Raw genomic sequence first — 21864 nt, forward strand, 5'->3', positions numbered from 1 at the left:
GGTCTGCTCCGCAGACACGCCGCGCCGCCGCTACGCGGCGGTCAACTCCCTTGCTCCGCAAGGGAGTTGATGTACCGTCACTCCGTGACGGTAGTCGAATTGCTCCGCAATTCGACTAAGGAATTCGCTCCGCGAATTCCAGAAAAGCGCGGCTGGGAGGGTGGGGCTGCGCCGGACTGGTCCGGGCTGAAGGAAAGGTTGACACTCTTTCAGGAACCCGTATAATGCGCTGAGTTCGGCACCCTTACTTCATAAAGGAATTGCCTGCCTCCGGTTCCACGTAACGGTTGGTTTGTTTGTGTGTGGGACGTTGGGATTTGATTTGACAGTTCGTCATGCGGGTTCCCTTGATGAGTTATTTGGGATCTCCGGTTCCGAAGGAGGAACGGAGTTCCAGAGGAAGCGGTTCGGTAACTGCCTGGGGCGCGAATCGGTTTCTTCGCCATTGGTAGATGTCTTGGGAGATTGCTATTCCGTGGAGGAAAGTAGCGCCTTCTACAGTGGTGGGGTGTTCCGGTGATGCGTGGTGAGGGAACGCCGGCGGGGAGGTCGCGTCAGGCTGCGAAGCCGATGTTGGTGACGTACTCGTACTGACCCCACTCGGAGCCGAGGTCCACCGTCGCGTCGTTGACCCAGGCCTCGTCCAGGGCCTCGTCGTCATCGTTGGCCCAGGCCTCGACGATCCGGTCCCAGTGGCGCACGTTGAGCGTGCGGAACGACAGGGCACGCTGGCGCGGGCGGCTCACCTGGGACTGGTTGAGCGGGTGGAACTCGACCCGGGTCCCGCGGCCTCCACGGTTGAGGCGGGCGAGCAGGTACCGGGCCACGTTGTGGCGGCGCACTGTGAGGTACGCGGTCTCGATGGCCTGCAGGTTCTTCCTCGAGGGGTTGCGCTTGCCGTCCAGCCACGCCATGAGCGTGCGGTCGGTGACGGAGAGGCCGGCCTCGCGGGCCGCCTCGCGGGCGTGGTCGCTTCGGGTGAGGTAGTGCAGCCGCGCAAGCAGACCACGCCGCTGTCTGATCGGCGTGGCGATGAAATTAGCGAGTGCATCGAGCTGGCGGGCCACGGCTTCATGCCCCTTGATACCGCGCGCCCCGAATTTGCCGAAATCGATACTCCGATCCGGCATCCTCGACTCCCCACCCTCCAGGTAATCGATGGGCGTTGACGAGCACCCATTCCAACACGAGGCAATACTACAGGAATTCGGCCGCCGGGATGCCACTTTCGCAGGCTGTGCCGGATTGCAGCAGCTTGTCACCGGCGGCGTTATAAAAAGCTCTGACATGACAGCTGTAGATCGTGATGTGGGAGAGCTTGGTGGTGGTCACGGCACTGAAGGCACCCACCTGGCATTCTGACGTACATGTCCCCAGAGACCGGGCGGGCGTTTCGGGTTCGTGGGCGAGGCGGTCGACGTGGTCGGCGTCGGGCCGGCTGAGGATCCAGCGGCCTGCACCGCGAGTACCTGGCAGCCGTCGCGCGCCATGGCGCCCTCGCCGGGCATACGGCGGACAGCCGCTGCCCGGCTCCGGCCGCCGCAGGCAGGTCCAACCGGATCAGCCCATGAGCACCCTGGCCATGGTGCTTTTGACCCACGCAGCAAGCTGCAGCCGCCCGATGACTGCAGGCCTCGGCGGCGCATCCGCAGGCCCTACGGGGCCGAGGATGCACCGCCCCGTAGGCGCCGAGAGCCGGCTGCCGCGCCCGTCCCCGGTCAGTCCGGCAGGTGGGGGCGCAGGCGGGAGGAGCGGGCGGCGACGAATGCGCCGGTGGCCAGGGCGGTGCTGCCCATGAGGAGGAAGTAGGCGGGCAGGGGCAGGACGGCCGTCAGGCGGTACAGCTGGCCGCCCAGGACGACTCCGACGGCGGCGAACATGCCGTTGAGGGCGAGGAAGCGGTTGAGGTAGCCGGGTGGGGCGACGGCGGCGGCCAGGGCGAGGCCGGCCGGGGCGAGCACTACCTCGCCGAGTGAGTACAGCAGGTAGACGGCGATCAGCCAGGCCACGGAGACGTCGCCGGTGCGGGCCAGCAGGGCGGCTGCGGCCATGACGAGGAAGCTGAGGCCGGCTGCGGCTAGGGCGCCGGCGAACTTGGCGGTGGTCGTGGTGCGCAGCCGGCCGGCCAGGGGGGCGAGCAGCAGGATGAACAGGGGGTGCACGGACTGCAGCCAGCTCGCGGGGATCGTGAAGCCGAGGATGTCGCGGTGGGTGTGGTGTGCGGCGAACAGCGACAGGACGGAACCGCTCTGGGCGAAGATCATCCAGAAGGCGGCGGAGGCCGCCATGACGGTGGTGAAGGCGGTCAGCCGGGCGCGTTCCACGGTGCTGCGTCGGCCCAGGGAGCGCAGGTACGCAAACGGAAGGCATACGGTCGCCAGGCCCAGCAGGGCCAGCAGGGCGAGCAGGGGCAGTGCGCCGAGGAGGACGGCGGTCGTGGCCGCGGCGCCGGCTGCGAGGAGGGCGGCGGTGCGCCGGGCGGCCGTGCGGGCCTCGGCGCGGGTCAGGGGGCGGGTGGGGGCGCTGCCGGTGCCGTCGAGGACGCGCAGGCCGATACGGAACTGGGCGAGGCCGACTGTCATGCCGAAGGCGGCTGCGGCGAAGCCCAGGTGCCAGGTGACCTTTTCGGCGAGGAAGCCGGTGACGAGGGGGGCGAGCAGTGCGGAGACCTGGATGCACATGTAGAAGCGGGAGAAGGCCTGCTCCCGTCTGGCGGTGCCGCTGACGACGGACACCATGGCGGCCAGGGACGGTTTGACCAGGCCGGTGCCGGCGACGACCAGTGCCAGGCCGGTGTAGAGGGCGGGGGCGGTGGCGAGGGCGAGGACGGCGTGGCCGCAGGCGATGAGGGTGCCGCCGGTCAGGACGGCGCGGCGGGCGCCGATGACCCGGTCGGCGAGCCAGCCGCCGGGCAGGCCGGCCAGGAAGTTCAGGGACATGTAGGTGGCGAACAGGGCGGTGGCTGTCTGCTGGGGCATGCCCAGGCCGCCGTCGGCGGGGGCGGCGGTGAGGTAGAGGACGAGGATCGCCGCCATGCCGAAGAAGCTGAAGCGTTCCCACAGGTCGACGCCGAGCAGGGTGAGAAAGCCCCGGCGCGTCCCGGGCTGCGCGGGGGTGCCGGGTGGGGCGGGGGGCACGTACAGGCCGTTGCCGGTACGGCTTGGGCCGGTCATGGCGTCTTCGGTGTGCTGGGGCATTGAGCCTCCTTCCGCCACCGCGCGGTGTGCGGCACGAGGGGCCGCTTCGTGAAGGGCCGCGGGCGCATGGAGCGGCGGGGGGGGGGGGGGGGGGGGGGGCGCTTTTGCGCCCCCCCCCGCCGGTGCGGTTCGGTGCGTGTCTTCAGTAGTGGGCGAGGACCTTGTAGATCTCGAACGGGCGGGCCCGGTGGGTGTCGCGGAACTCGCGTAGGGGGGTGGTCTGGTCCTTGTGCTGGGCGCCCGTCTCCCACTGCTCGAAGGACTCCCAGCTGTCCCAGTGACTGACCACCACGTAGCTGTCGGGGCGCCCCAGTTCGGTCATGAGCTGGTTGCCGAGCAGGCCGGGGGTGCCGGCCATGCGGCGGCTGGCCTCGTGGTAGGCCGCCAGGACGTCCTCGCCTTGGTCGCTGAGGTGGTAGAGCACCACTTCCACTGCGGGGGCGGTGCTCATGCGGCCGCTTTCTGGAGGCTGGCCACGATCCGCATGGTGGCCATGGAGCCGCCGCTGCGGAAGGGGTGCAGCTTGGTGCGGTGCTGCAGGTGGGTGTCGCTGGTCTCGAACGCGCGGAACTGCGGCTCGTCCACCCAGTCGCTGACGATGTAGTAGATGCCGTCCTCGTTTTCGGCGGTGCTTTTGGCCAGCCACTGGCCGCGGTTGGCCGGGTGGCCGGTGACGGAGTCGCCGACCTCCTGCCACATCTGCTCGAAGTCGGCCTCCATGCCCGGCTTGATCTGCATGCGCAGCATGACCCGGAACGTGGCGTCGCTCATGGTCAGATGCCTCCGTCGACGTTGAGGGTCTCGCCGGTGATGTAGGCGGACAGGTCGCTGAGCAGGAACAGCACCGGGGCGGCCAGTTCGTCGACGCGGCCGAGCCGGGCGAGCGCGGTCTTTTGGGAGTAGGTGGCGCGCAGGCCCTCGGCGCGGTCGGGCGGGAGGGTGTCGAAGGCCTCGGTCTCGATGACGCCCGGGGCGATGACGTTGACCCGGATGCCCTTGCCTCCCAGTTCCTTGGCCAGCGAGCGGGTCAGGCCGATCATGGCCGCCTTGGCTGCGGTGTAGTGGGCGCGCAGCGGGATGCCTGCGGCCGCGCCGCGGGAGCCGATGTTGATGACGGAGGCTCCCGCGCCGAGCAGCGGCAGCGCCTGCTGGATGATGCGGTAGCTGGCCGTCAGGTTGGTGTCCAGGACGCGGGACCACTCCTGGGGGGCGAGGTTGGCGAAGGGGATGTGGCTGATGACGCCGGCGTTGTTGACGATGCCGTCGAGCCGGCCGTACTTCTGTTTGGCGGTCTCGACGAGGGCGTCGACCTGGGTGAGGTCGCCGACGTCGGCGCGTATGACGTGGTGGTCGCCGCCGGTCTCCTTCAGCTCTCGGCGCAGGCTCTCGACGTACTCGCTCTCCTGCACGTAGCAGGTGAGGACGTCGGCGCCGGCGCGGGCGGCGGCGAGCACGATGCCCCGGCCGATGCCGCGGGTGCCGCCGGTGATGAGGAGTTTCTTGCCCTGCAGTGCGAGTTCCACCTGGTGTCCTTCCGTGGTGTGACGGTGATTCACACGCAGCCGTCTACGTGGATGTTCTGTCCGGTGATGTAGGAGGCCTGGTCGCTGATGAGGAACAGGACGACGTGGGCGATCTCCTGTGGGGTGCCCAGGCGGCCGGCGGCGGCGAACTTGGAGAAGATTGCGCGCTGCTGGGCGGCCGCCTCGGGCGGCAGCGCGTCCAGGGCTTCGGTGTCGATGCGGCCGGGCGAGATGGTGTTGACGCGGATGTTTCGCGGGCCGAGTTCGCGGGCCAGGGAGCGGGTGAGGCCGACCAGTGCCTGCTTGACGGCCGTGTAGTGGGCGCCGCCGGCCATGCCGATGCGGGCCACTGTGGAGCCGAGGTTGATGATGGAGGCGCCGGCGGCCAGGAGGGGCAGTGTGGCCTGGGTGACCTGGTGGGTGCCGGTGAGGTTGGACTGCACGGCGGCGGCCCAGGCGGCGTCGGTGAGGTCGGTGTAGGGGGCGGGGGTGAAGTCGCCGGCGTTGTTGACGACCGCGTCGAGGCTGCCGAACAGGTTGCGGGCGCGGTCGGCCAGTAGGCGGGCGCCGGCGGCGTCGGAGGCGTCGGCGCGCACCAGGTGGCCGGTGCCGGGCAGGGCGGCGAGTTCCTTGCCGAGCGTGGTGACGTGGTCGTTGTCCTGGCGGTAGCAGGTGAGGACGTCGGCGCCGGCGCGGGCGGCGGCGAGCACGATGCCTCGTCCGATGCCGCGGGTGCCGCCGGTGACCAGGATGCGTTTGCCGGTGAGGTCGGCGTAGGGGGTGCGCAGGGCGCTGGCCGCGGTTTCGACCTTCCGCTTGATGATGTTCATCTGGACGACGGTGTTGCGGTTGATGCGGTCGGTCATGCCGTCGTCGTCGAGGGGGGCCCCGTCCTTCATGTGGAAGTCCTGGGTCCACTGCATCCGCACGCCCCGGTCGGTCTGGGTGTACTCCCAGTGGATGTTCATGTACTCGAAGGGTCCGGTTTCCACGCGGTGGGCGCGGACGGTGCGGGTCGCGGCGTCGGTGGTGCGCTGGGACACCCAGCTCCACACCGTGCCGTTGTCGTCGGGGTGCAGGGCGAGCCGGAAGGTGACGGTCGGGCCGTCCTGTTCGAGGATCTCGGCGAGGGAGTACTCGCTGAACAGGTCGGGCCATGACGTGACGTCGTTGGTCTGCTCCCAGACGAAGTCCATGGGGGCGTCGATGACGATGGAGTTGCTGGTGTGTCCCGCCATCACTCCTGCCTTTCGGGTTCGGGGGTTACGTGAGGTGGTCGGTGCGGTCCCCGGCGCCGAGCACGAGCGCGGAGGTGAAGCCGCCGTGTCCGCGGGCGAGGACCACGGCGGTGCGCAGCGGGGTGTGCCGGGGCCGTTCGGCGACCAGGTCGATGCCGAGGTGTTCGGCGTCGATGGGGCCTGCGGTGTGCGGGATGACGTCGGCGGCCAGGCTGAGCAGGGCGGTGGCGACGTCGAGTGCGGCGCCGCCCGCGTACAGCCGGCCGGTGAGGGTCTTGGGGGCGGTCACCGGCACCCGGCCGGCTCCGAACACCTCGTTGATGGCGGTGGCTTCGGCGCGGTCGGCCTCGGGTAGTGCGGCGGCGTCGGCGAAGACCACGTCGACGGCGTCGGCGTTCAGACTGGCGTCGGCGAGGGCGCGGCGGATCACCGCGGCGAGGACGGGGGGACGTCCGGAGCCGGGTGCCGGGTCGAATCCGGCGGCGTAGCCGAGGATGCGGCCGTAGTGGCCCACCCCGCGTTCGCGGGCGCCGTCCTCGGTCTCGACGACCAGGATGGCGCCGCCCTCGCCGGGGACGTAGCCGCGCGCCGTCTCGTCGAAGGGCAGGTAGGCGCGGGTGGGGTCGTCCTCGGTGGACAGGTGGCCGGTGGACAGTTGGGCGGTCAGCCCGTAGGGGCACAGGGAGGCGTCGGTGCCGCCGGAGAGCACCAGCCGGGAGCCGGTGTCCAGCAGCCTGCGGGACTGGCCCAGGGCGTCGAGGCCGCCGGCCTGTTCGGCGCAGATGACGCCGCAGGGGCCGCGCATGCCGTGCCGGATGGAGACCTGGCCGGTGGTGGCGGCGTAGAACCAGGCGATGGACTGGAAGGCGCCTACCCAGGCCGGTCCGTGCTGGTAGAGCTGTTCCATCTCCCGCTGGCCGAATTCGGTGCCGCCGGAGGAGCTGGCGGTGACCACCGCCATCTCGTACTCGGGCAGGGTGGCGGGGTCGGCCTGCGCGTCGGCGAGGGCTGTCTCGGCCGCGGCCAGGGCGAGGTGGGTGAAGCGGTCGGTGCGGGAGACGAGGATGTCGGGGATCTGCCGGTCGGCCTCGAAGCCGGGGACCTCGCCGGCCACTTTGACGGGGTAGGTGGTCGGGTCGAAGCGGGTGATGCGGCCCAGGCCGCTCTTGCCGGCGAGGACGGCCTCGAAGTGCCGGCGTGCGCCGATTCCGGTGGGGGCGATGACGCCGAGGCCGGTGACGACCGGGGGGCGGCGCCGCCCCTTGGGTATGCCGAGGGCGCTCATGCTGCTTCCCTTCCGCTGCCGGTGCCCGGGCGGCTGAGGATCATGGCGCTTTGGAAGCCGCCGAATCCGCTGCCGACGCTGAGCACGTGGTCCATGCGGTGCTCCCGGGCGGTGACCGGTACGTAGTCGAGGTCGCACTTGGGGTCGGGCACCGACAGGTTGGCCGTGGGGGGCACCACTTGGTGGTGCAGGGCCAGCGCGCAGGCGGCGACCTCCAGGGAGCCGATGGCGCCCAGGGAGTGCCCGATCATCGACTTGATGGAGCTGACGGGGATGTCGTAGGCGTGCCGGCCCAGGCTCCGTTTGAAGGCGGCCGTCTCGTGGCGGTCGTTTTGTTTGGTGCCCGAGCCGTGCGCGTTGATGTAGCCGATGTCCGTCGCGTCCAGCCGGGCCCGGTTGAGGGCCACGCCGATGGCTTCGGCCATCTCCCGGCCGTCGGCCTTGAGTCCGGTCATGTGGTAGGCGTTGGAGCGGCTGGCGAAGCCGGTCACTTCGGCGTAGATCTGGGCGCCGCGGCGGCGGGCGGCTGCTGCTTCCTCGATCACCATGACGGCGGCGCCCTCGCCGAGGACGAAGCCGTCGCGGCGGCCGTCGAAGGGCCGGGAGGCGCCGGCGGCGTCGTCGTCGTTGTTGGGCGTGGTGGCCTTGATGGCGTCGAAGCAGGCCGAGGTGATCGGTGACAGTGGGGCGTCGGTGGCGCCGGCGATGACGAGGTCGCAGGCGCCCTCCTCGATGAGCTGGACGCCGTGTGCGACGGCGTCCAGGCCGGAGGTGCAGCCGGTGGAGATCAGGGCGACGGGCCCCTGCGCGTCGGCCTGCCAGGCGACTTCGGCGGCCAGTGTGCTGGGCACCATGTAGCCGTAGAGGTGGGGCACGCCGTAGGTGTGGTCGACGAGCCAGTTCTTGCCGCTGTCGGACAGGACGACGTATTCGTCCTCCAGGCCGGTGGTGCAGCCGACGGCGCTGCCGATGCTGACGCCGGTGCGGCCCGGGTCGCCGGCTGTGGTGTCGATGCCGCTGTCCTCGATGGCCTCGCGGGCGGCGACGACCGCGAACTGGGCGGCGCGGTCCATGCGGCGGATCTCCTGGGCGCTCAGCCCGGCGGCCGCCGGGTCGAAGTCGCACTCGGCGGCGATGCGGGAGCGGAACTTGCCCGCGTCGAACAGGCTGATGTCCCGGGTGGCGGTGCGGCCGCTGGCGAGCAGGTCCCAGTAGGCGTCGCGGCCGACGCCGCCGGGTGCGACGGCGCCGATGCCGGTGATGACGGCGCGGCGGCTCATCGCGGGCCTCCGACGTCCGGGTTGGTGCCGCCGGCGACGAGCGGTGTCTCGGTGTCGACGTGGCCGAGTTCCGGGCGCGGTGCCAGCGGGGAGAGGTGGAAGACCACCTGGGCCGTCTCCTGGCCGGTGTTGACCAGCCGGTGGCGCACCCCGATGGGCACGAGCAGGGAGTCGCCGGGGCCCAGGGCGACCGGCTCGCCGTCCAGGGTGATGCTCAGCTCGCCGCGGACGACGTGCAGGAACTCCTCGGAGTACGGGTGCAGGTGCTCGGTGACGTACTCGCCGGGGCTCAGGTGCAGGGTTCCGCCGAAGCCGGAGGTGCAGCCGACGGTGCGGGGGCTGAGGGTGATGCGGATGTCGCCGCCGCGCTTGCGGTTGGCGGCGACCTCCGTGAGGTTCACCTTGGTGGTGGGGGCCGTGGTGGTCATCGGCTGCCGCCCAGGGTGGGGCCGGACGGCGGGGTGGTGACGGGCCCGTCCTGGGGGGTCCAGGTGTAGAACGGCACGGCCATCGCGTCGCGCGGCTCGCGCCAGTTCGGGTCGTAGGGGGAGATGAACTCCTGCAGGCGGGTGTTGATGTCGTTGTAGAGCGGGTGGCTGCGCGCCTTGTACAGGTTCGGGCCGATGTCGTGGTCGGCCTCCACGAGGTGGAAGTACAGGTCGTGGAAGGCGAACAGGGTCCGCCGGGAGACACCCACCATGTGCGGCAGGTCGGTCGAGTCGGAGTCCGCGAAGACCTTGGCGACGCCCTCGGCGTCGGCGAGGTTCATCCGCGCCACGATCAGTGTGCGGTGCACGTTGCCCTCCTGGCTTCTTCGGTCGTTGCTCCACCCTGGTGGGCGGCTCTCGAAGCTGTCTTGAAACGGTCTGGACCGGCGGCCGGGAAGGTCACAGCTTCAGGTCGATGCGGTAGTCGCTCAGCCAGGTCTCCAGCTGCAGCACCATCTCCATGCTGGCCCGCTCGACCCAGGCGAAGGCTCCTTCGGGGGCCTTGTCGGCGTCGGCGGCCGCTGCGGTGGCGGTGGCGTCCAGCAGGCCCGCGACGGCCGCGCCGCGGTCGGTGGCCAGTTCGATGAACCGGCGGCGTACGAAGTCGCCGTAGGCCGCTTCCTGGGTGGTGGGGTAGGCGCTCTTCTTGCGGCGCAGCACCGGCTCGGGCAGCAGGTCGGCGACCGCGGAGCGCAGCAGGCTCTTCTCCACGCCGTCGACGCGTTTGAAGGCGGCGGGCACGTTGTAGACGTATTCGACCAGGGCCCGGTCGCAGAACGGGGGCCGCAGCTGCACGCCGTGGGCCATGCTCATGCGGTCGGCGCGGTCCAGGTGGGTGGGTGCCCAGCGGGTGAGGGCGAGGTAGGTGACCTCGCGGGCCCGGCGTTCGGCCGGGGTGTCGCCGTCGAGGTGCGGGACTTCGGTGAGGGCGTCGCGGTAGTGCTGGTCGGCGTAGCCGAGGAAGTCGAGGTCGCGGCGCAGCCGGCGGTCGATCATGGAGGTGCCCAGGCCGCCCGCGGCGGCGTCGTGGCCGCGTTCGAAGGACACCCAGGGGAAGGTCTGGGAGTTGCTGTGGCCCGGGTCGTAGGCCCAGAAGTAGCCGTTGAAGACCTCGTCGGCGGTTTCGCCGGACAGGACGGCGGTGAAGCCGGCCTCGCGCAGCCGGGCGAAGAACTGGATGAGGGAGACGTCCATGTCGCCGAGCGGGGAGGGGGCGTCCTGGCTGCGCAGGGACATGGCGTGCACGGCCGGGTCGGTGAGCGCCGCGGTGTCCAGGAGGATCTCGGTGTGCTGCGAGCCGATGTGCTCGGCGGCGAGCGCCGCGTAGGGGGCGTCCGGGGTGGAGCGCATGGTGGGGTGCGGCTCGAAGTTCTCGGTGTAGCCGGTGAAGTTGACCGAGAAGCTGCGCAGCGGGCCGGCGCCGGTGGCGGTGAGGGTCTGGTGGGCCAGGGCGGTCAGGGCGCTGGAGTCGATGCCGCCGGAGAGCATGGCGCCCACGCTCACGTCGGCGCGCAGGTGGCCGGCGACGGCGGAGGCGAGCAGGCCGCGCACGGTGGTGATGGTGTCCTCGAGGCTGTCGGTGTGCTGCCGGGCCGGCAGTGACCAGTAGCGCTGCTCGGTGCTGCCCGAGGGGCGGACGACGAGCACATGGCCGGGTACGACCTCCCGCGTGCCGCGGAAGACGCCGGTGCCGGGTTTGCGGCTGTGCGCGAACAGTTCGCGCAGGCCGTCGGCGTCGACGACGGGGGCGACGTCGGGGTGGGCGAGCAGGGCCTTGGGCTCGGAGCCGAACAGCACGCCGGTGGGTGTCGGGTAGTAGCACAGGGGCTTGACGCCGAGGCGGTCGCGGGCCAGGAGCAGTTCCTGGCGGCGTACGTCCCACACGGCGAGGGCGAACAGCCCTTCCAGGCGGGTGAGGAAGCCGGTGCCCCACTGCAGGTAGGCGTGCAGGGCGGTCTCGGCGTCGCCTGCGCCGGTGAAGTGGTGGCCCTTGGCGGTCAGTTCGGCCCGTAGTTCGTCGTGGTTGGTGATCGCGCCGTCCAGGGTGAGCACGGCAACGGGCGTGCCGCCCTCGGTGCGGTGCACGACGGGCTGGCGGCCGGTGTCGGTCACGTCCAGCAGGGCCAGGCGGCGGTGGGCGAGGGCGGCGTGGCCCTGCGCCCAGACGCCCCGGCCGTCGGGGCCGCGGTGCGCGAGGGTGGCTGCCATGGCCTCCACGACGTGGGTCTGCGGGGTCAGGTCCCGCTGGAAGTCGACCCAGCCGGCGATTGCGCTCATCGGGAGGTCCTCTCATTCACGGCGAGTTCGGCGCTGTTGCCGGTCTCGAGGGTGACGGCGACAAGGGTGAGCGGGACGTCGGCGACGGCGGCCCCAAAGTCGTCCAGGGTGGGCTCGGGTCCGTCGGTCACGGCGATGCCCAGGCGGCGCGGGCCGGCCTCCGGGCCGTAGCGCTGCCACAGCTCCAGGTAGCCGCGGGCGGTCAGGTGGGCGTCGGTGACCAGCCGGAGGCGGGCCGGGGTGCGCCGGCCCTGCCAGGTGAGCTCGGCGTCGGCGGTGTCGGTGAAGTTGTGCCGCCAGGAGCTGGAGGTGGCCAGGTACAGGGCGCTGTCCAGTCGGTGCACGCCCGCGGGCACGGTGTAGGGCTGTTTGCTGCGCCGCCCGGTGAAGTGGACCAGCGCCAGGTGGGTGGCGGCCGGGCCAGGGTCGGGCCTAGACAGCAGGGCGGTCATGCGGGCGTTGGTCACCGCCTGCTCCGTGGCGTTGCGCGGCGCGCGGGTGATGCGCGGGCCGGCGGGGGCCGGCTGTCCGGTCGCCGCCGTCATGACAGGACCACTGCGGCGGCGGTCAGGGCGCAGCCGGCGATCGCGAAGCAGGTGCGCAGCAGATGCCAGTCGCGCCACTGGCGGCGCGGGTCCGGCCAGTTGGGGCCCAGATCCTGTGGCCGGGTCTTCTTGACCCGGTTGTTGATGGGCACGTTGCGTGTCTGGGAGACGACCGCGACACCGGCCATGGCGAGCGCGCCGGCGATGAACAGGGCGCGCGGCCCGGCCTCGTGCGCGCGCACCGCGAACGCGGCGTCCACGAGGACCGAGCCGCTCACGATGAACGGCATGATCCGGTCGTAGCGCTTGCCGAGCAGCTTGTGGGTGTCCACGTAGCGGTCGGGGGTCATCGCGATCAGGGCGGGCATGACACTGATCGCCACGGCGAACAGCACCCCCGCCACCAGGCCGGTGCCCACCAGCACCAGCACACTCAGTGTCTCCACCACGGCCTGTGGCCTTTCGTCCGGCTTCTCAACGTCATGAGCGGTTCGACGATCGCAGCGGCTCCTCGTACGCGGCTCGAACCGGTCTGGACGCCCCGGGCCGCCCGCGGTGCCGGGCACGGGCGCGGGCGTGGTCCGAGCGGGCCTCGAGGGCGGCGCTGTTGGCTGGCCGGGACTGTCCGGAATCGGGTCCACCCCGCAACGCCGGGCACGACGGCATCGAGACAAGGGAGCACCGGTGGTGGCTGAGCGAACCGACGTACTGATCGTGGGCGGCAGCATGGTGGGCCTGGCCCAGGCACTGTTCCTCGCCCAGCAGGGCATCCGGCCGATCCTCGTCGAGCGGCACGCCCACATCTCGGCGCATCCGCGCGCGCAGGCGGCCAGTCCCCGCACGATGGAGCTGATGCGGGCGCTCGGCCTGGAGCAGGCGGTGCGCGCGCGGGAGAACCCGCACGCGCAGTACGGCGACATCCTGCAGGTGCAGTCGCTGAGCGGGGCCGAACTGGGCCGGTTCGACGGCCCGTTCCGGCACGACCCGAACGAAGTGAGCACGACCGGCTGGACATTGATCGGGCAGGACCGTTTCGAGCCGGTGCTGCGGGCAAAGGCCGAGGAACTGGGCGCGGACGTCCGCTTCGGCACCGAGCTGGTGCGCTACGAGCAGGACGCCGACGGGGTCAGTGCGGTGCTGCGCGATGTGCGGCACGGCACCGAGACCACGGTCCGCGCCGCCTACCTGGTCGCCGCGGACGGCGTGCGCAGCCCGGTCCGTGACGGGCTGGGCATCGGCACGCACGGGCCGGGCGTCTTCGGCCGCCAGATGAACATCATCTTCCACGCCGCGCTGGACGAGTACGTCGCCGGCCGGCGCTTCTTCCTCTGCTTCGTCAGCAACGACCGTGTCAAGGGCGTGTTGGGCCGGCTCGACGACGCGGACCGCTGGGTGCTGGCGCCGAGCCTGCCGGCGCAGGAGACGCACGCCGAGTACTCCGAGGAGGACTGCATCGAGATGGTGCGGGCCGCGGTCGGTGTGGAGGACCTCGATGTCGCGGTGGAGACCAGCACCAGCTGGGAGATCGCCGCGCGCGTCGCGGACCGGTTTAGCTGTGGCCGGGTGCTGCTGGCCGGGGACGCGGCGCACATCATGCCGCCCACCGGCGGGTTCGGCGGCAACATGGGCCTGCAGGACGCGCACAACCTGGCGTGGAAGCTGGCGCTGGTGCTGCGCGGGCAGGCCGGCGTGGAGCTGCTGGACAGCTACGAGGAGGAGCGGATCCCGGTCGCCGAGTTCACGGTCGAGCAGGGCGTGATCCGCTATCTGCAGCGCAGCGGCCTGGACGAGGAGGCCGCGGCCCGGCACCGGCCGGAGACGACCGTGCTGTTCGGGCACGTCTACCGGTCCGGCGCGGTGCTGGCCGAGAACGGCGCGGACGACGGCGCCCCGGTGGAGGACCCCACCCAGCCCTCGGGCCGGCCGGGCACCCGGGCCCCGCACCTCGTGCTGCGTTCCGGCGGCACGGACACTCCGCTGCACGATGTGCTGAGGGGCGGCTGGCTGCTGCTGGCCGGCCCGGAGGCCGGGCTGTGGGAGCGGGCGGCGGGCGGGGTGTCCCGGCTGACCGGCATCGATCTCGCCTTCCACCGGGTGGGCGGGGAAGAACCGGCGGAGACGGTCGAGGAGTTCTTGAAGAAGTACGGCATCACCGCCTCGGGTGCCGCGCTGGTGCGCCCCGACGGCTTTTTGGCCTGGCGTTCGGCCGGGCAGCCCGCGGACCCGGCGGTCGAACTGTCGGCGGTCGTGCACCGGTTGCTGTCACGCACGCTCTGAGCGGCCGGCCGCCCCTGCACATGACTGGGCGCGCCTCCCGAAGCCGGGAGGCGCGCCCAGTCATGTGTGTGGGGGGACGGTACCGGCTGCCGGGTGGGGAGCGACGGAACCGGCCGCCGGGGTGGGGGCCCGGGGCCGGTTTCGGTCTCGTCGGCCGTGGTGGTGCCGGTCAGTGCAGGCAGAGGATGTTGCGCAGCACCTCGGTCACCGCCTGGGTGACGTCGTCGGCGGGGGCGGCGGGCGAGCGCCAGGCGACGAAGCCGTCGGGGCGGACCAGGACGGCGCCGCCCTCGCCGATGCCGTAGCGCTCGGTGAAGGTGTTCTCGACGTCGGCGTAGTGGCCGCCGGCGCCGATGCCGCGGACGGTCAGCACCAGGCCGAGGTCGCCGGCGGCCTGGGTGGCGGCGGCCCACGGCCCGACGGGGCCGGCGGTCAGCAGGGTGAAGCCGACCGGGAAGAGATCGGTGGTGGAGAAGGGGCCGTGCTCGCCCTCGACGACCACGTGCGGGGCACGGGTGCCGGGCCGGCCGCTGGGCTTGTCGGGGTTTTCGGTGATGGTCCACCCCTGCGGGTCCTCACCGGCGAACGCGCCCTGGGGGTAGGCGTATCCGAAGGTCATCGTGGTCTCGTCGACCAGGTCCTTGGCCACCTCGTCGAACCCTTTGCCCTCACGGACGGCGAAGCGCAGCATGGCCTGCCGCACGGTCTCCTGGGCGACGGGGCGGCGCTCGCTGTCGTAGCTGGCCAGCAGCTGCTCGCCGGCCTTGCCGTCCAGCACGAGGGCGAGTTTCCAGGCCAGGTTGTAGGCGTCCTGGATGCCGGTGCTGGCGCCGAAGGCACCGGTGGGCGGCATCACGTGGGCGGCATCGCCGGCGATGAGGAAGCGGCCGTGGGTGAAGGTGTCGGCGACCCGCGCCGAGATGTCCCAGGCGGGCATGTCGACCGACTCGATGGTCAGCGGCAGGTCGGGGACGCCGACGGCGGCCCGGACCAGTTCGACGCAGCGCTCGGGGGTGAAGTCGTCGGCGCTTTGGCCCTTGTCCGGGAAGAAGGAGACGTTGATGACCCACTTGCGGTCGTTGTCGATGGGGATGATGGTGCCGCGCACCTGGGGGTTGTTGACGTAGGCCGCGATGATTTTGCGGCCGCGCAGGGCGTCGGTGAGGTCGGCGTCGAAGAAGAAGCTGACCAGGTTGGTGAGCGTGCCGCGGCCGTGGGCGTCGATGCCGAGCATCCGGCGCAGCGGGCTGCGGCTGCCGTCGGCTGCGACCACGTAGGAGGCGCGCAGTTCGCTGCTCTGGCCGGTGCCCAGGTCGGTGAGCGTGGCACTCACCCCGTCGGTGTCCTCCACGACCGCCTCCAGGCGGGTGTGGAAGCGCAGGTCGACGCCGACCTCCTCGGCCCGCTTGCGCAGGATCGGCTCCAGCTGGTTCTGGTCGATCAGGGTCCACTGGGTGGGGCTGATCCGGCTGATGTCCTCGATGGAGGCGTTGGGCATGCGGACCCGCTCGTTGCCGGCGAGGGTCTCCACGTGCACCAGGTCGGTGTTGCCGGAGATCGGCGAGCGCCCGGCCCGCACCCGCTCCTGCATGCCGACCGCGCGGTACAGCTCCATGGTGCGCGGGTTGATGGCGCGGGCCTTGGGGTGGACGGAGGTGGTGGGGTGGCGCTCGATAAGTGTGGCCTTCACGCCGTGGTGGGCGAGGAAGACGGCGGTGGACAGTCCGGCGAGGCCGCCGCCGACGATGAGAACGGGCACCTTCTCCTGGCTCATGTTGATTCCTTGGATCGTTGGGCGGCCGTGCCGTCCAGGGCGGTCATCGGGTCGCGGTCACCAGCGTGTGCGTGCCGAGCAGCGGCTGTGCGGCGGGGGCGGTGAAGCCGGCCTCGGCCAGCCAGTCGCTCAGGTCGCCGATGCGGTACTCGGAGCCGTCGGGGCTGACCAGGCGCATGTGCAGGCTGGAGAGCAGGCGCTCGGCGCTGCGGCGCTCGTCGTCGATCATCCGGTCGTAGACGAGGATCTGCCCGCCGGGGTTGACGGCCGCGTGGACCCGGCGCAGCAGCTGTCGGCGCCGGTCGGCATCGAAGCCGTGCAGGATGTGCCCGAGCACCAGGACGTCGGCCCGGGGGATGTCGTCGGTGAAGAAGTCGCCGCCGGTGAACTCGATGCGGCCGGTGTGTCCCAGGCGGCCGACGTGCTCGGTGAACAGCGGCCGGGTGCGCTCCAGGTCGAACACGCCCGCCTTCAGGTGGGGGTGCTCGCGGACCAGGACGGAGGCGAGGTTGCCGCGGGCGCCGCCCAGGTCGACGAAGGAGGAGTGCTGTGACCAGTCGATGCGGCGGGCGAGTTCGGCGCCCATCCGGTCGCTGTAGGCGTCCAGACCGGCGAAGAAGCGCTTCATCTTCTGCGGGTCCTTGTGCTTGTCCCCGACGAACCCGCCCTTGTCGGGGTCCAGGTGCTGCGGCGCGCCGGTGGTCAGGGCCTCGGTGAGCCGCCCCCATGTCCCGTACAGGGTTTCGTTGGTGAGCTCGACGAAGCCGCCGAGGTAGGTGGGGGTGCCGGGGACGAGGTAGGCCTCGGCCAGCGGTGCGTTGGCGTACTGGTCGCCGGTGCGCTCGAGCAGGCCGAGGCCGGCCAGCGCGTCGAGGAAGTCGTCGGCCATGCGCGGGTGCAGACCGGTGGCGGCGACGATCTGCTGCGCGCCGGCCGGCCCCTCGGCGAGCGCGCCGAACACGCCGAGTGTCACGGCGCTGTGCAGCACCTTGGCCGCGCAGTCCGCGATGGTCAGCTTGATCAGCGGACCGGGGTCGACCGCCGCGGCTGTCGTACGGTCATCGGTCGTTGTCACGCGAGCCTCCTAAGCGAGCGGGGGGACCGCTGCGGTCCTCGCCCGACCATGGCGGGTGCGCGTGGAGTCCGGCTCGAAGCGGCCTGCAGCACTCGGGCGCTGCCGCGGGATGCGCAGGGGCGGCGCGCGGCCGTGGCGGGCCGTGCCCGGGGCACGGCCGTGGCGGGGCCCGCCGGGGGGAAATGCCCCGTACCCGGAGGCGCGCCGAGGGGGCCGCTCAGGCGGGAGGTCCCGCACGGTGTACGCGCCGGGAGCAGCCGTGCGGGCGAAGGGTCTGGCACGGTGCACGCGTCCGGCAGGAGCCGTGCGGGCCTGGCACGGCTGCTCCTGGGCGGCAGGAGCCGGCTGCGGGGGCAGTTGGGGTATGGCGAAGGGCCGTCCTCCCGCATGGGTGGGGAGGACGGCCCCGGCCGTGGATCACGCGCGGGGGAATTCGCGTGGATCAGGCCGCTTCGGGGGTGGCTTTGGTGGGTGCCGGGTCCGTGGCGGGGGCGGACTCGCGTTCGCCGCCGCCGTGGTGCTGCGAGCGCAGCGTGAGGTTCTTCATGCACAGGGTGATCAGGAGGCCGGCCGCGAGGATGGGCACCGCGGTGACGAACACCGGGGTGAGGGCTGCGGCGTAGGCCTGTTCGACGGCGTGGCGCACGGGGGCGGCCAGCGAGTTGAGGACCGACGGGGACGACAGCGCCTCGTGGTCGACGCCGCGCAGGGCGGCGGCCGGGACGTGTGCGGTGATCTCGTCGGTGAGGCGTCCGTAGAAGATCGAGGCGAACAGCGAGATGCCGATCGAGGTTCCGAAGGAGCGGCCGAAGGTGGCGGCGCCGGAGACGGCGCCGAGGTCCTGGGGCGGCGCGGTGTTCTGCGCGGCCTGGGTGAAGACCTGGGCGGACAGACCGGAGGCGAAGCCGAAGACCACCATGAACAGCACGGACACGAGGCGCGGGGTGGAGGCGTCCATGGTGGACAGCAGCAGTGCGCCGACGATGCCGAGGGCCATGCTCGCCACGGGGAAGACCTTGTACTTGCCGCTCTTGCGGATGATCTTGCTGGAGCCGACGGAGGAGAGGACCAGGCCGAGCATCATCGGCAGCAGCACGAAGCCCGAGGTGGTGGGGCTGGCGCCGGTGACGACCTGGACGTACAGGGCGAGGAAGTTGACGGAGCCGACGAAGACGATGCCGCAGATGACGGTGCCGAGCAGCGACAGGGTGAACGTGGAGTCCTTGAACAGGCGCAGCGGCACGATCGGTTCGACGGCGCGGGACTCGGAGACGATGAACAGGGCCAGGCACAGCACCGCGCTCGTGCAGAGGCCGATGATCCGCGGGGAGGTCCAGGCGTACTGGACGCCGGCCCATGAGGTGAGCAGCGTGAGGCTGACGATGGCGCCGGAGAGGGTGAGGATGCCGGCGTAGTCCAGGCGGGAGGGGCGGACCTGGCGGGGCAGGTGCAGGTACTTGGCGAGCAGGAAGAAGACGACGGCGCCCAGGGGCAGGTTGACCAGGAAGACCCAGTGCCAGCTGAGCACGTCGGTGAGCAGGCCGCCGATGGCGGGGCCGGCCAGCGAGGCGCCGGCGAAGATCATGCCGAACATGCCGTAGTACTTGGCGCCTTCGCGGGGGGAGAACAGCTCGCCGATGATGGACAGGACGCAGACGAAGATGCCGCCGGCGCCCATGCCCTGCACGACGCGGAAGATGATAAGCGCTTCCATCGAGCCGGAGGCACCCGAGAGGGCGGAGCCCGCCATGAACAGGGTCATCGCGGACAGGAAGGTGACCTTGCGGCCGAAGAGGTCGCCGAGTTTGCCGTAGATGGGCGTGGTCACGCTGCTGGCGATGACGTAGGCGATGGTGACCCACGCGAAGAGGTCGATGCCGTGCAGGTCGCCGACGATGCGGGGCAGCGCGGTGGCGACGATCTGGGTGTCGAGGATGCCGAGGAACGCGGCGAGCATGCACCCGACCATGGTGGGGGTGATGCGGGTGCCGGAGGAGTGGAGCCCTCCCGTCGCCCGGGCGGTGGGAACGGACATGATGAGCCGCCTTTCGAGTCGGTGTGTGCGGTCCCCCTCGCACCGGCCGCCGGAGGCGGCGGCGTCTCTTTTCGCGGGCCCGTCAGGGGCTTAAAGGGGAGGTCACTTCGTGGTCGTGTGCAGGGAGCGGGGGGTGCGGCCGGCCCGGCGGGGGTCCGGGCCGGCCGCGGGCTTGCGGGGTCAGGGGACCAGCACGACCTTGCCGAGCTGGGCGCGGGCCTCCATCAGCTCGTGGGCCGTGACGGCCTCCTCCAGCGGCAGCCGCTTGTGGATCACGGGCTTGATCTGGCCGGAGGCGATGAGGTCGAGCAGGTGGCGCTGGCCGGCGGCCACGGCGTCCTGCTTGTTGTAGAGCATCGCGTAGAGGCTGAAGCCGGCGACGTTCTTCATGCGGGCCAGGGCCAGGGTCGGGATCGGGGGGATGTCGCCGGAGGCGGAGCCGTAGAAGACGAGGGTGCCGAACTGGGCGGTGATGCCCAGGGACTTCAGCAGGACGTCGCCGCCCACGGTCTCCAGGACCACGTCGGCCCCGCGGCCGTCGGTGGCGGCGAGGACCTGGTCCACCCAGTCCTCGTCGGTGTAGTCGATGGCGACGTCGGCGCCGAGTTCGCGCACGAAGTCGAGCTTGGCCTTGGAGCCGGCGGTGGCGATGACCTTGCCGGCGCCGAGGGCCTTGGCGATCTGGACGGCGAGGTGGCCGACGCCGCCGGAGGCCGCGTCGATCACGATCGTCTGGCCCGCCTGGAGGCGGCCGGCCTCGCGGATCGCGTGGTACGCGGTCTGGGCCGGGCTGGGCAGGAGGGTCGCCTCGGCGGCGTCCAGGTCCTGCGGGATCTTGATGAGGAAGTCGGCGCCCGTGACGACGTGGTCGGCGTAGGCGCTGTGGTCGACGTCGCCGACGACCCGGTCGCCGACGGCGAAGCCGGTGACGCCCTCGCCGACGGCCTCGATGGTGCCGGCGACGTCACCGCCGGGTGCGCCGGGCAGTTCGGCGTGGCCGCCGATCGGGATGCCCTGACGGCGCTGGACCTCGGCGAAGGTGACGCCGATGGCCTCGGCGCGGATCAGGACCTGGCCCGGGCCGGGCTGGGGCTTGGCCGTCTCCTCCAGGCGCAGGACGGACGGCGCACCGTGCTCGTGGTGGCGGACGATTCGCATTGCTGTCTCCATGGGGGGTTTGTCCGTCGAGCCGCGTCGCGCATGCGCTGCCGTGGCTCCGTCCGGCGATCCGGATTACGTATGCATGTTGTCATGCATTTGATTGTGAGTCCACACCGTATTGGTGGGCGCACAGGCTCTTTGCCATTACTTGAAGACCGGCCGGTCCGGCCCCTCGGTCCCCGCCCAGGCCGCCAGCGCCGCGCGCAGCCCCTCGGCGGCGACGGCGGGCGGGGTGTCCTGGTCGGCGGCCCAGGCGACGTAGCCGTCGGGGCGCACCAGCAGACCGGCCAGGCCGGGCTCCTGCTCGCAGGTGCCCACGACGTGCCGCACGCGGCCGGGCCAGGAGATGGGCCCGGCCCACTCCTGGTACACCTGCGAGATCTCCGGGCGGCCGGAGAGGTCCAGCAGCGCGAAGGTGCCGCGGCGCAGCAGCTTCTGGAGGGTTGCGGGGCCCTCCTCGGTGGCGACGGTCAGGTCGCGCGCGAAGTCGCCGAGCAGACGGTGGTCGGGGCCCGGGAGGTCGTAGCGCACCGCGACGCCGCTGAGCATCTCGGCGACGTGCCGGTTGACCTCCTCCTTGCGCATCAGGTCCTCGAAGAGCTCGCGCAGCGCAGTGACGTACGGGTCGGGGTTCATCAGCGCGATCTGCGCGCGGGTGTTGGCGAGCACCTTGCGGGCCGGGCCCTGGCGCTCGCGGTCGTAGGTGTCGAGCAGTCCCCGGGGAGCCCAGCCGTTGAGGTCGGCGGCGAGCTTCCAGCCGAGGTTGAGCGCGTCCTGCAGGCCGAGGTTGACGCCCTGGCCGCCGACCGGGAAGTGGGTGTGGGCGGCGTCGCCGGCCAGGAAGATGCGTCCGGCGCGGTAGCGCTCGGCCTGGCAGGCGGAGTCGGTGAACCACGACAGCCAGCGCGGCCGGCTCGCGCCGAGGTCGTCGCCCCAGATCTCGCGCAGGCTGTCGGTGAACTCCTCCAGCGTCAGCTCGCCCCGCGCCTCGCGCTCCTGGTGGAAGTCGAAGGTGGCCACGCGGTGGTAGGTGTCGTCCAGCGGCACGCAGAAGAGCAGGCCGCGCTCGGTGCGCTCCATGCCCATCGGGGCCTTCTCGCCGTCGGCGAGGACGACGTCGGCCAGGCGCGCGGTGACCTTGCCGCCGGTGCCCGGGAAGGCGATCTGCGCGGCCTTGCGGACCAGGCTGCGGCCGCCGTCGGCGCCCACCAGGTAGCGGCCGCGCAGGGTGTAGGGCCCCTCGGGACCGGTGACGTCGGCCTCGACGCCGTCGGCGTCCTGCCGTACGGCGGTGACCTGGTGGCCGCGGCGGATCTCGGCGCCGAACTCCTGCGCCCGCTCCTCCAGCAGGCGCTCGGTGCGGGTCTGCTCGGACAGCAGGGCGTAGTTCTGGGCGCTGTCCAGCAGGGAGAAGTCGACCCAGACGTCGAGGCCGGCGAAGTGGCCGTTGCTCCAGGAGGGAGCGCCGTCGCGGAAGCGCTCCAGCAGGCCGCGGCGGTCCAGCGACTCCAGCGAGCGGGCGTGCAGGCCGAAGGCCTTGGAGTGGGGGGTGCGTTCGGGCAGCCGCTCCAGCACCACCGGCCTGGCGCGGGAGATGCACAGTTCGGAGGCGAGCAGCATGCCCACCGGGCCCCCGCCGACGATGAGGACGTCGAAGTCGAAGTCCTGGGTGTCCGGCATGGAAGTCCTTTCAGGGGAAACATTGACGA

The 21864-nt window shown here is 71.6% G+C and carries 20 protein-coding genes and 1 pseudogene; 1 reads left to right on the forward strand and 20 read right to left on the reverse strand.

The window, feature by feature from the left end:
- Positions 1-554: 554 nt before the first annotated feature.
- From IH68_RS0147255 to IH68_RS0147320, 15 genes and pseudogenes are all read right to left on the reverse strand, one after another.
- Positions 555-1130: a hypothetical protein gene (locus IH68_RS0147255; protein ID WP_030949609.1), complete on the reverse strand. Its 576-nt coding sequence runs from the start codon at positions 1128-1130 to the stop codon at positions 555-557.
- Between the two features lie 67 nt (positions 1131-1197).
- Entirely contained in the window at positions 1198-1332 is a 135-nt protein-coding gene (locus tag IH68_RS59350; RefSeq protein WP_267883797.1) for a hypothetical protein, read from the reverse strand.
- 386 nt (positions 1333-1718) lie between these two features.
- Complete coding sequence (locus IH68_RS0147260; RefSeq protein ID WP_051834109.1) at positions 1719-3197, reverse strand: peptide MFS transporter; 1479 nt, start codon at positions 3195-3197, stop codon at positions 1719-1721.
- Positions 3198-3339: 142 nt separating this feature from the next.
- Positions 3340-3648 (reverse strand): antibiotic biosynthesis monooxygenase family protein, encoded by a 309-nt coding sequence (locus tag IH68_RS0147265; RefSeq protein ID WP_030949614.1) that lies wholly within the window; start codon positions 3646-3648, stop codon positions 3340-3342.
- A complete protein-coding gene (locus IH68_RS0147270; protein WP_030949615.1) occupies positions 3645-3968 on the reverse strand; it encodes an antibiotic biosynthesis monooxygenase family protein in 324 nt (107 codons plus the stop codon). The genes IH68_RS0147265 and IH68_RS0147270 overlap by 4 nt, the downstream gene beginning before the upstream one ends.
- 2 nt (positions 3969-3970) lie before the next feature.
- The gene (locus IH68_RS0147275) at positions 3971-4720 is read right to left on the reverse strand and encodes an SDR family NAD(P)-dependent oxidoreductase (RefSeq protein ID WP_030949617.1); all 750 of its coding nucleotides are present in this window, start codon (positions 4718-4720) and stop codon (positions 3971-3973) included.
- 29 nt (positions 4721-4749) lie between these two features.
- Positions 4750-5508: an SDR family NAD(P)-dependent oxidoreductase gene (locus IH68_RS54690; RefSeq protein WP_030949693.1), complete on the reverse strand. Its 759-nt coding sequence runs from the start codon at positions 5506-5508 to the stop codon at positions 4750-4752.
- A pseudogene (locus IH68_RS58870) lies at positions 5503-5958 on the reverse strand (SRPBCC family protein); the annotation flags it as partial. The pseudogene IH68_RS58870 and the gene IH68_RS54690, both read right to left, overlap by 6 nt.
- A gap of 25 nt (positions 5959-5983) precedes the next feature.
- Positions 5984-7243, reverse strand: coding sequence for a ketosynthase chain-length factor (locus IH68_RS0147290; RefSeq protein ID WP_030949618.1), 1260 nt, complete (start codon positions 7241-7243; stop codon positions 5984-5986).
- Positions 7240-8523, reverse strand: a complete 1284-nt coding sequence (locus tag IH68_RS0147295) for a beta-ketoacyl-[acyl-carrier-protein] synthase family protein (protein ID WP_030949619.1) — start codon at positions 8521-8523, stop codon at positions 7240-7242. The genes IH68_RS0147290 and IH68_RS0147295 overlap by 4 nt, the downstream gene beginning before the upstream one ends.
- On the reverse strand, positions 8520-8951 hold the full coding sequence (locus tag IH68_RS0147300) for a cupin domain-containing protein (RefSeq protein ID WP_030949621.1): 432 nt from the start codon (positions 8949-8951) through the stop codon (positions 8520-8522). The genes IH68_RS0147295 and IH68_RS0147300 overlap by 4 nt, the downstream gene beginning before the upstream one ends.
- Positions 8948-9319, reverse strand: coding sequence for a TcmI family type II polyketide cyclase (locus tag IH68_RS0147305; RefSeq protein WP_030949624.1), 372 nt, complete (start codon positions 9317-9319; stop codon positions 8948-8950). Before IH68_RS0147305 ends, IH68_RS0147300 begins: the two co-directional genes overlap by 4 nt.
- A gap of 91 nt (positions 9320-9410) precedes the next feature.
- Positions 9411-11288 (reverse strand): asparagine synthase (glutamine-hydrolyzing), encoded by a 1878-nt coding sequence (gene asnB / locus IH68_RS0147310; RefSeq protein ID WP_030949626.1) that lies wholly within the window; start codon positions 11286-11288, stop codon positions 9411-9413.
- A complete protein-coding gene (locus tag IH68_RS0147315) occupies positions 11285-11833 on the reverse strand; it encodes a hypothetical protein (protein WP_030949628.1) in 549 nt (182 codons plus the stop codon). Before IH68_RS0147315 ends, asnB begins: the two co-directional genes overlap by 4 nt.
- Positions 11830-12282 carry a DUF1772 domain-containing protein gene (locus IH68_RS0147320; RefSeq protein ID WP_030949629.1) on the reverse strand — a complete coding sequence of 151 codons (453 nt, stop codon included), beginning with the start codon at positions 12280-12282 and terminating at the stop codon, positions 11830-11832. Before IH68_RS0147320 ends, IH68_RS0147315 begins: the two co-directional genes overlap by 4 nt.
- 238 nt (positions 12283-12520) lie before the next feature.
- Here IH68_RS0147320 and IH68_RS0147325 point away from each other — a divergent pair, with 238 nt between their 5' ends.
- Positions 12521-14110, forward strand: a complete 1590-nt coding sequence (locus IH68_RS0147325) for an FAD-dependent monooxygenase (RefSeq protein ID WP_037886497.1) — start codon at positions 12521-12523, stop codon at positions 14108-14110.
- Positions 14111-14279: 169 nt separating this feature from the next.
- On the opposite strand, the gene IH68_RS0147330 is transcribed toward IH68_RS0147325, so the two are convergent.
- The 5 genes from IH68_RS0147330 to IH68_RS0147350 form a co-directional block, all read right to left on the reverse strand.
- Positions 14280-15884: an FAD-dependent oxidoreductase gene (locus IH68_RS0147330; RefSeq protein ID WP_051834111.1), complete on the reverse strand. Its 1605-nt coding sequence runs from the start codon at positions 15882-15884 to the stop codon at positions 14280-14282.
- A 43-nt stretch (positions 15885-15927) separates the two neighbouring features.
- Complete coding sequence (locus IH68_RS0147335) at positions 15928-16959, reverse strand: methyltransferase (protein WP_051834112.1); 1032 nt, start codon at positions 16957-16959, stop codon at positions 15928-15930.
- A 442-nt stretch (positions 16960-17401) separates the two neighbouring features.
- On the reverse strand, positions 17402-18994 hold the full coding sequence (locus IH68_RS0147340; RefSeq protein WP_063763608.1) for an MDR family MFS transporter: 1593 nt from the start codon (positions 18992-18994) through the stop codon (positions 17402-17404).
- Positions 18995-19174: 180 nt separating this feature from the next.
- Positions 19175-20152 (reverse strand): quinone oxidoreductase family protein, encoded by a 978-nt coding sequence (locus IH68_RS0147345; RefSeq protein ID WP_030949639.1) that lies wholly within the window; start codon positions 20150-20152, stop codon positions 19175-19177.
- 147 nt (positions 20153-20299) lie between these two features.
- Entirely contained in the window at positions 20300-21835 is a 1536-nt protein-coding gene (locus IH68_RS0147350; protein WP_030949640.1) for an FAD-dependent monooxygenase, read from the reverse strand.
- Positions 21836-21864 lie beyond the last annotated feature (29 nt).

The sequence above is a fragment of the Streptomyces sp. NRRL S-646 genome (assembly GCF_000720765.1).
In the GTDB taxonomy this organism is placed as follows: Bacteria; Actinomycetota; Actinomycetes; order Streptomycetales; family Streptomycetaceae; genus Streptomyces.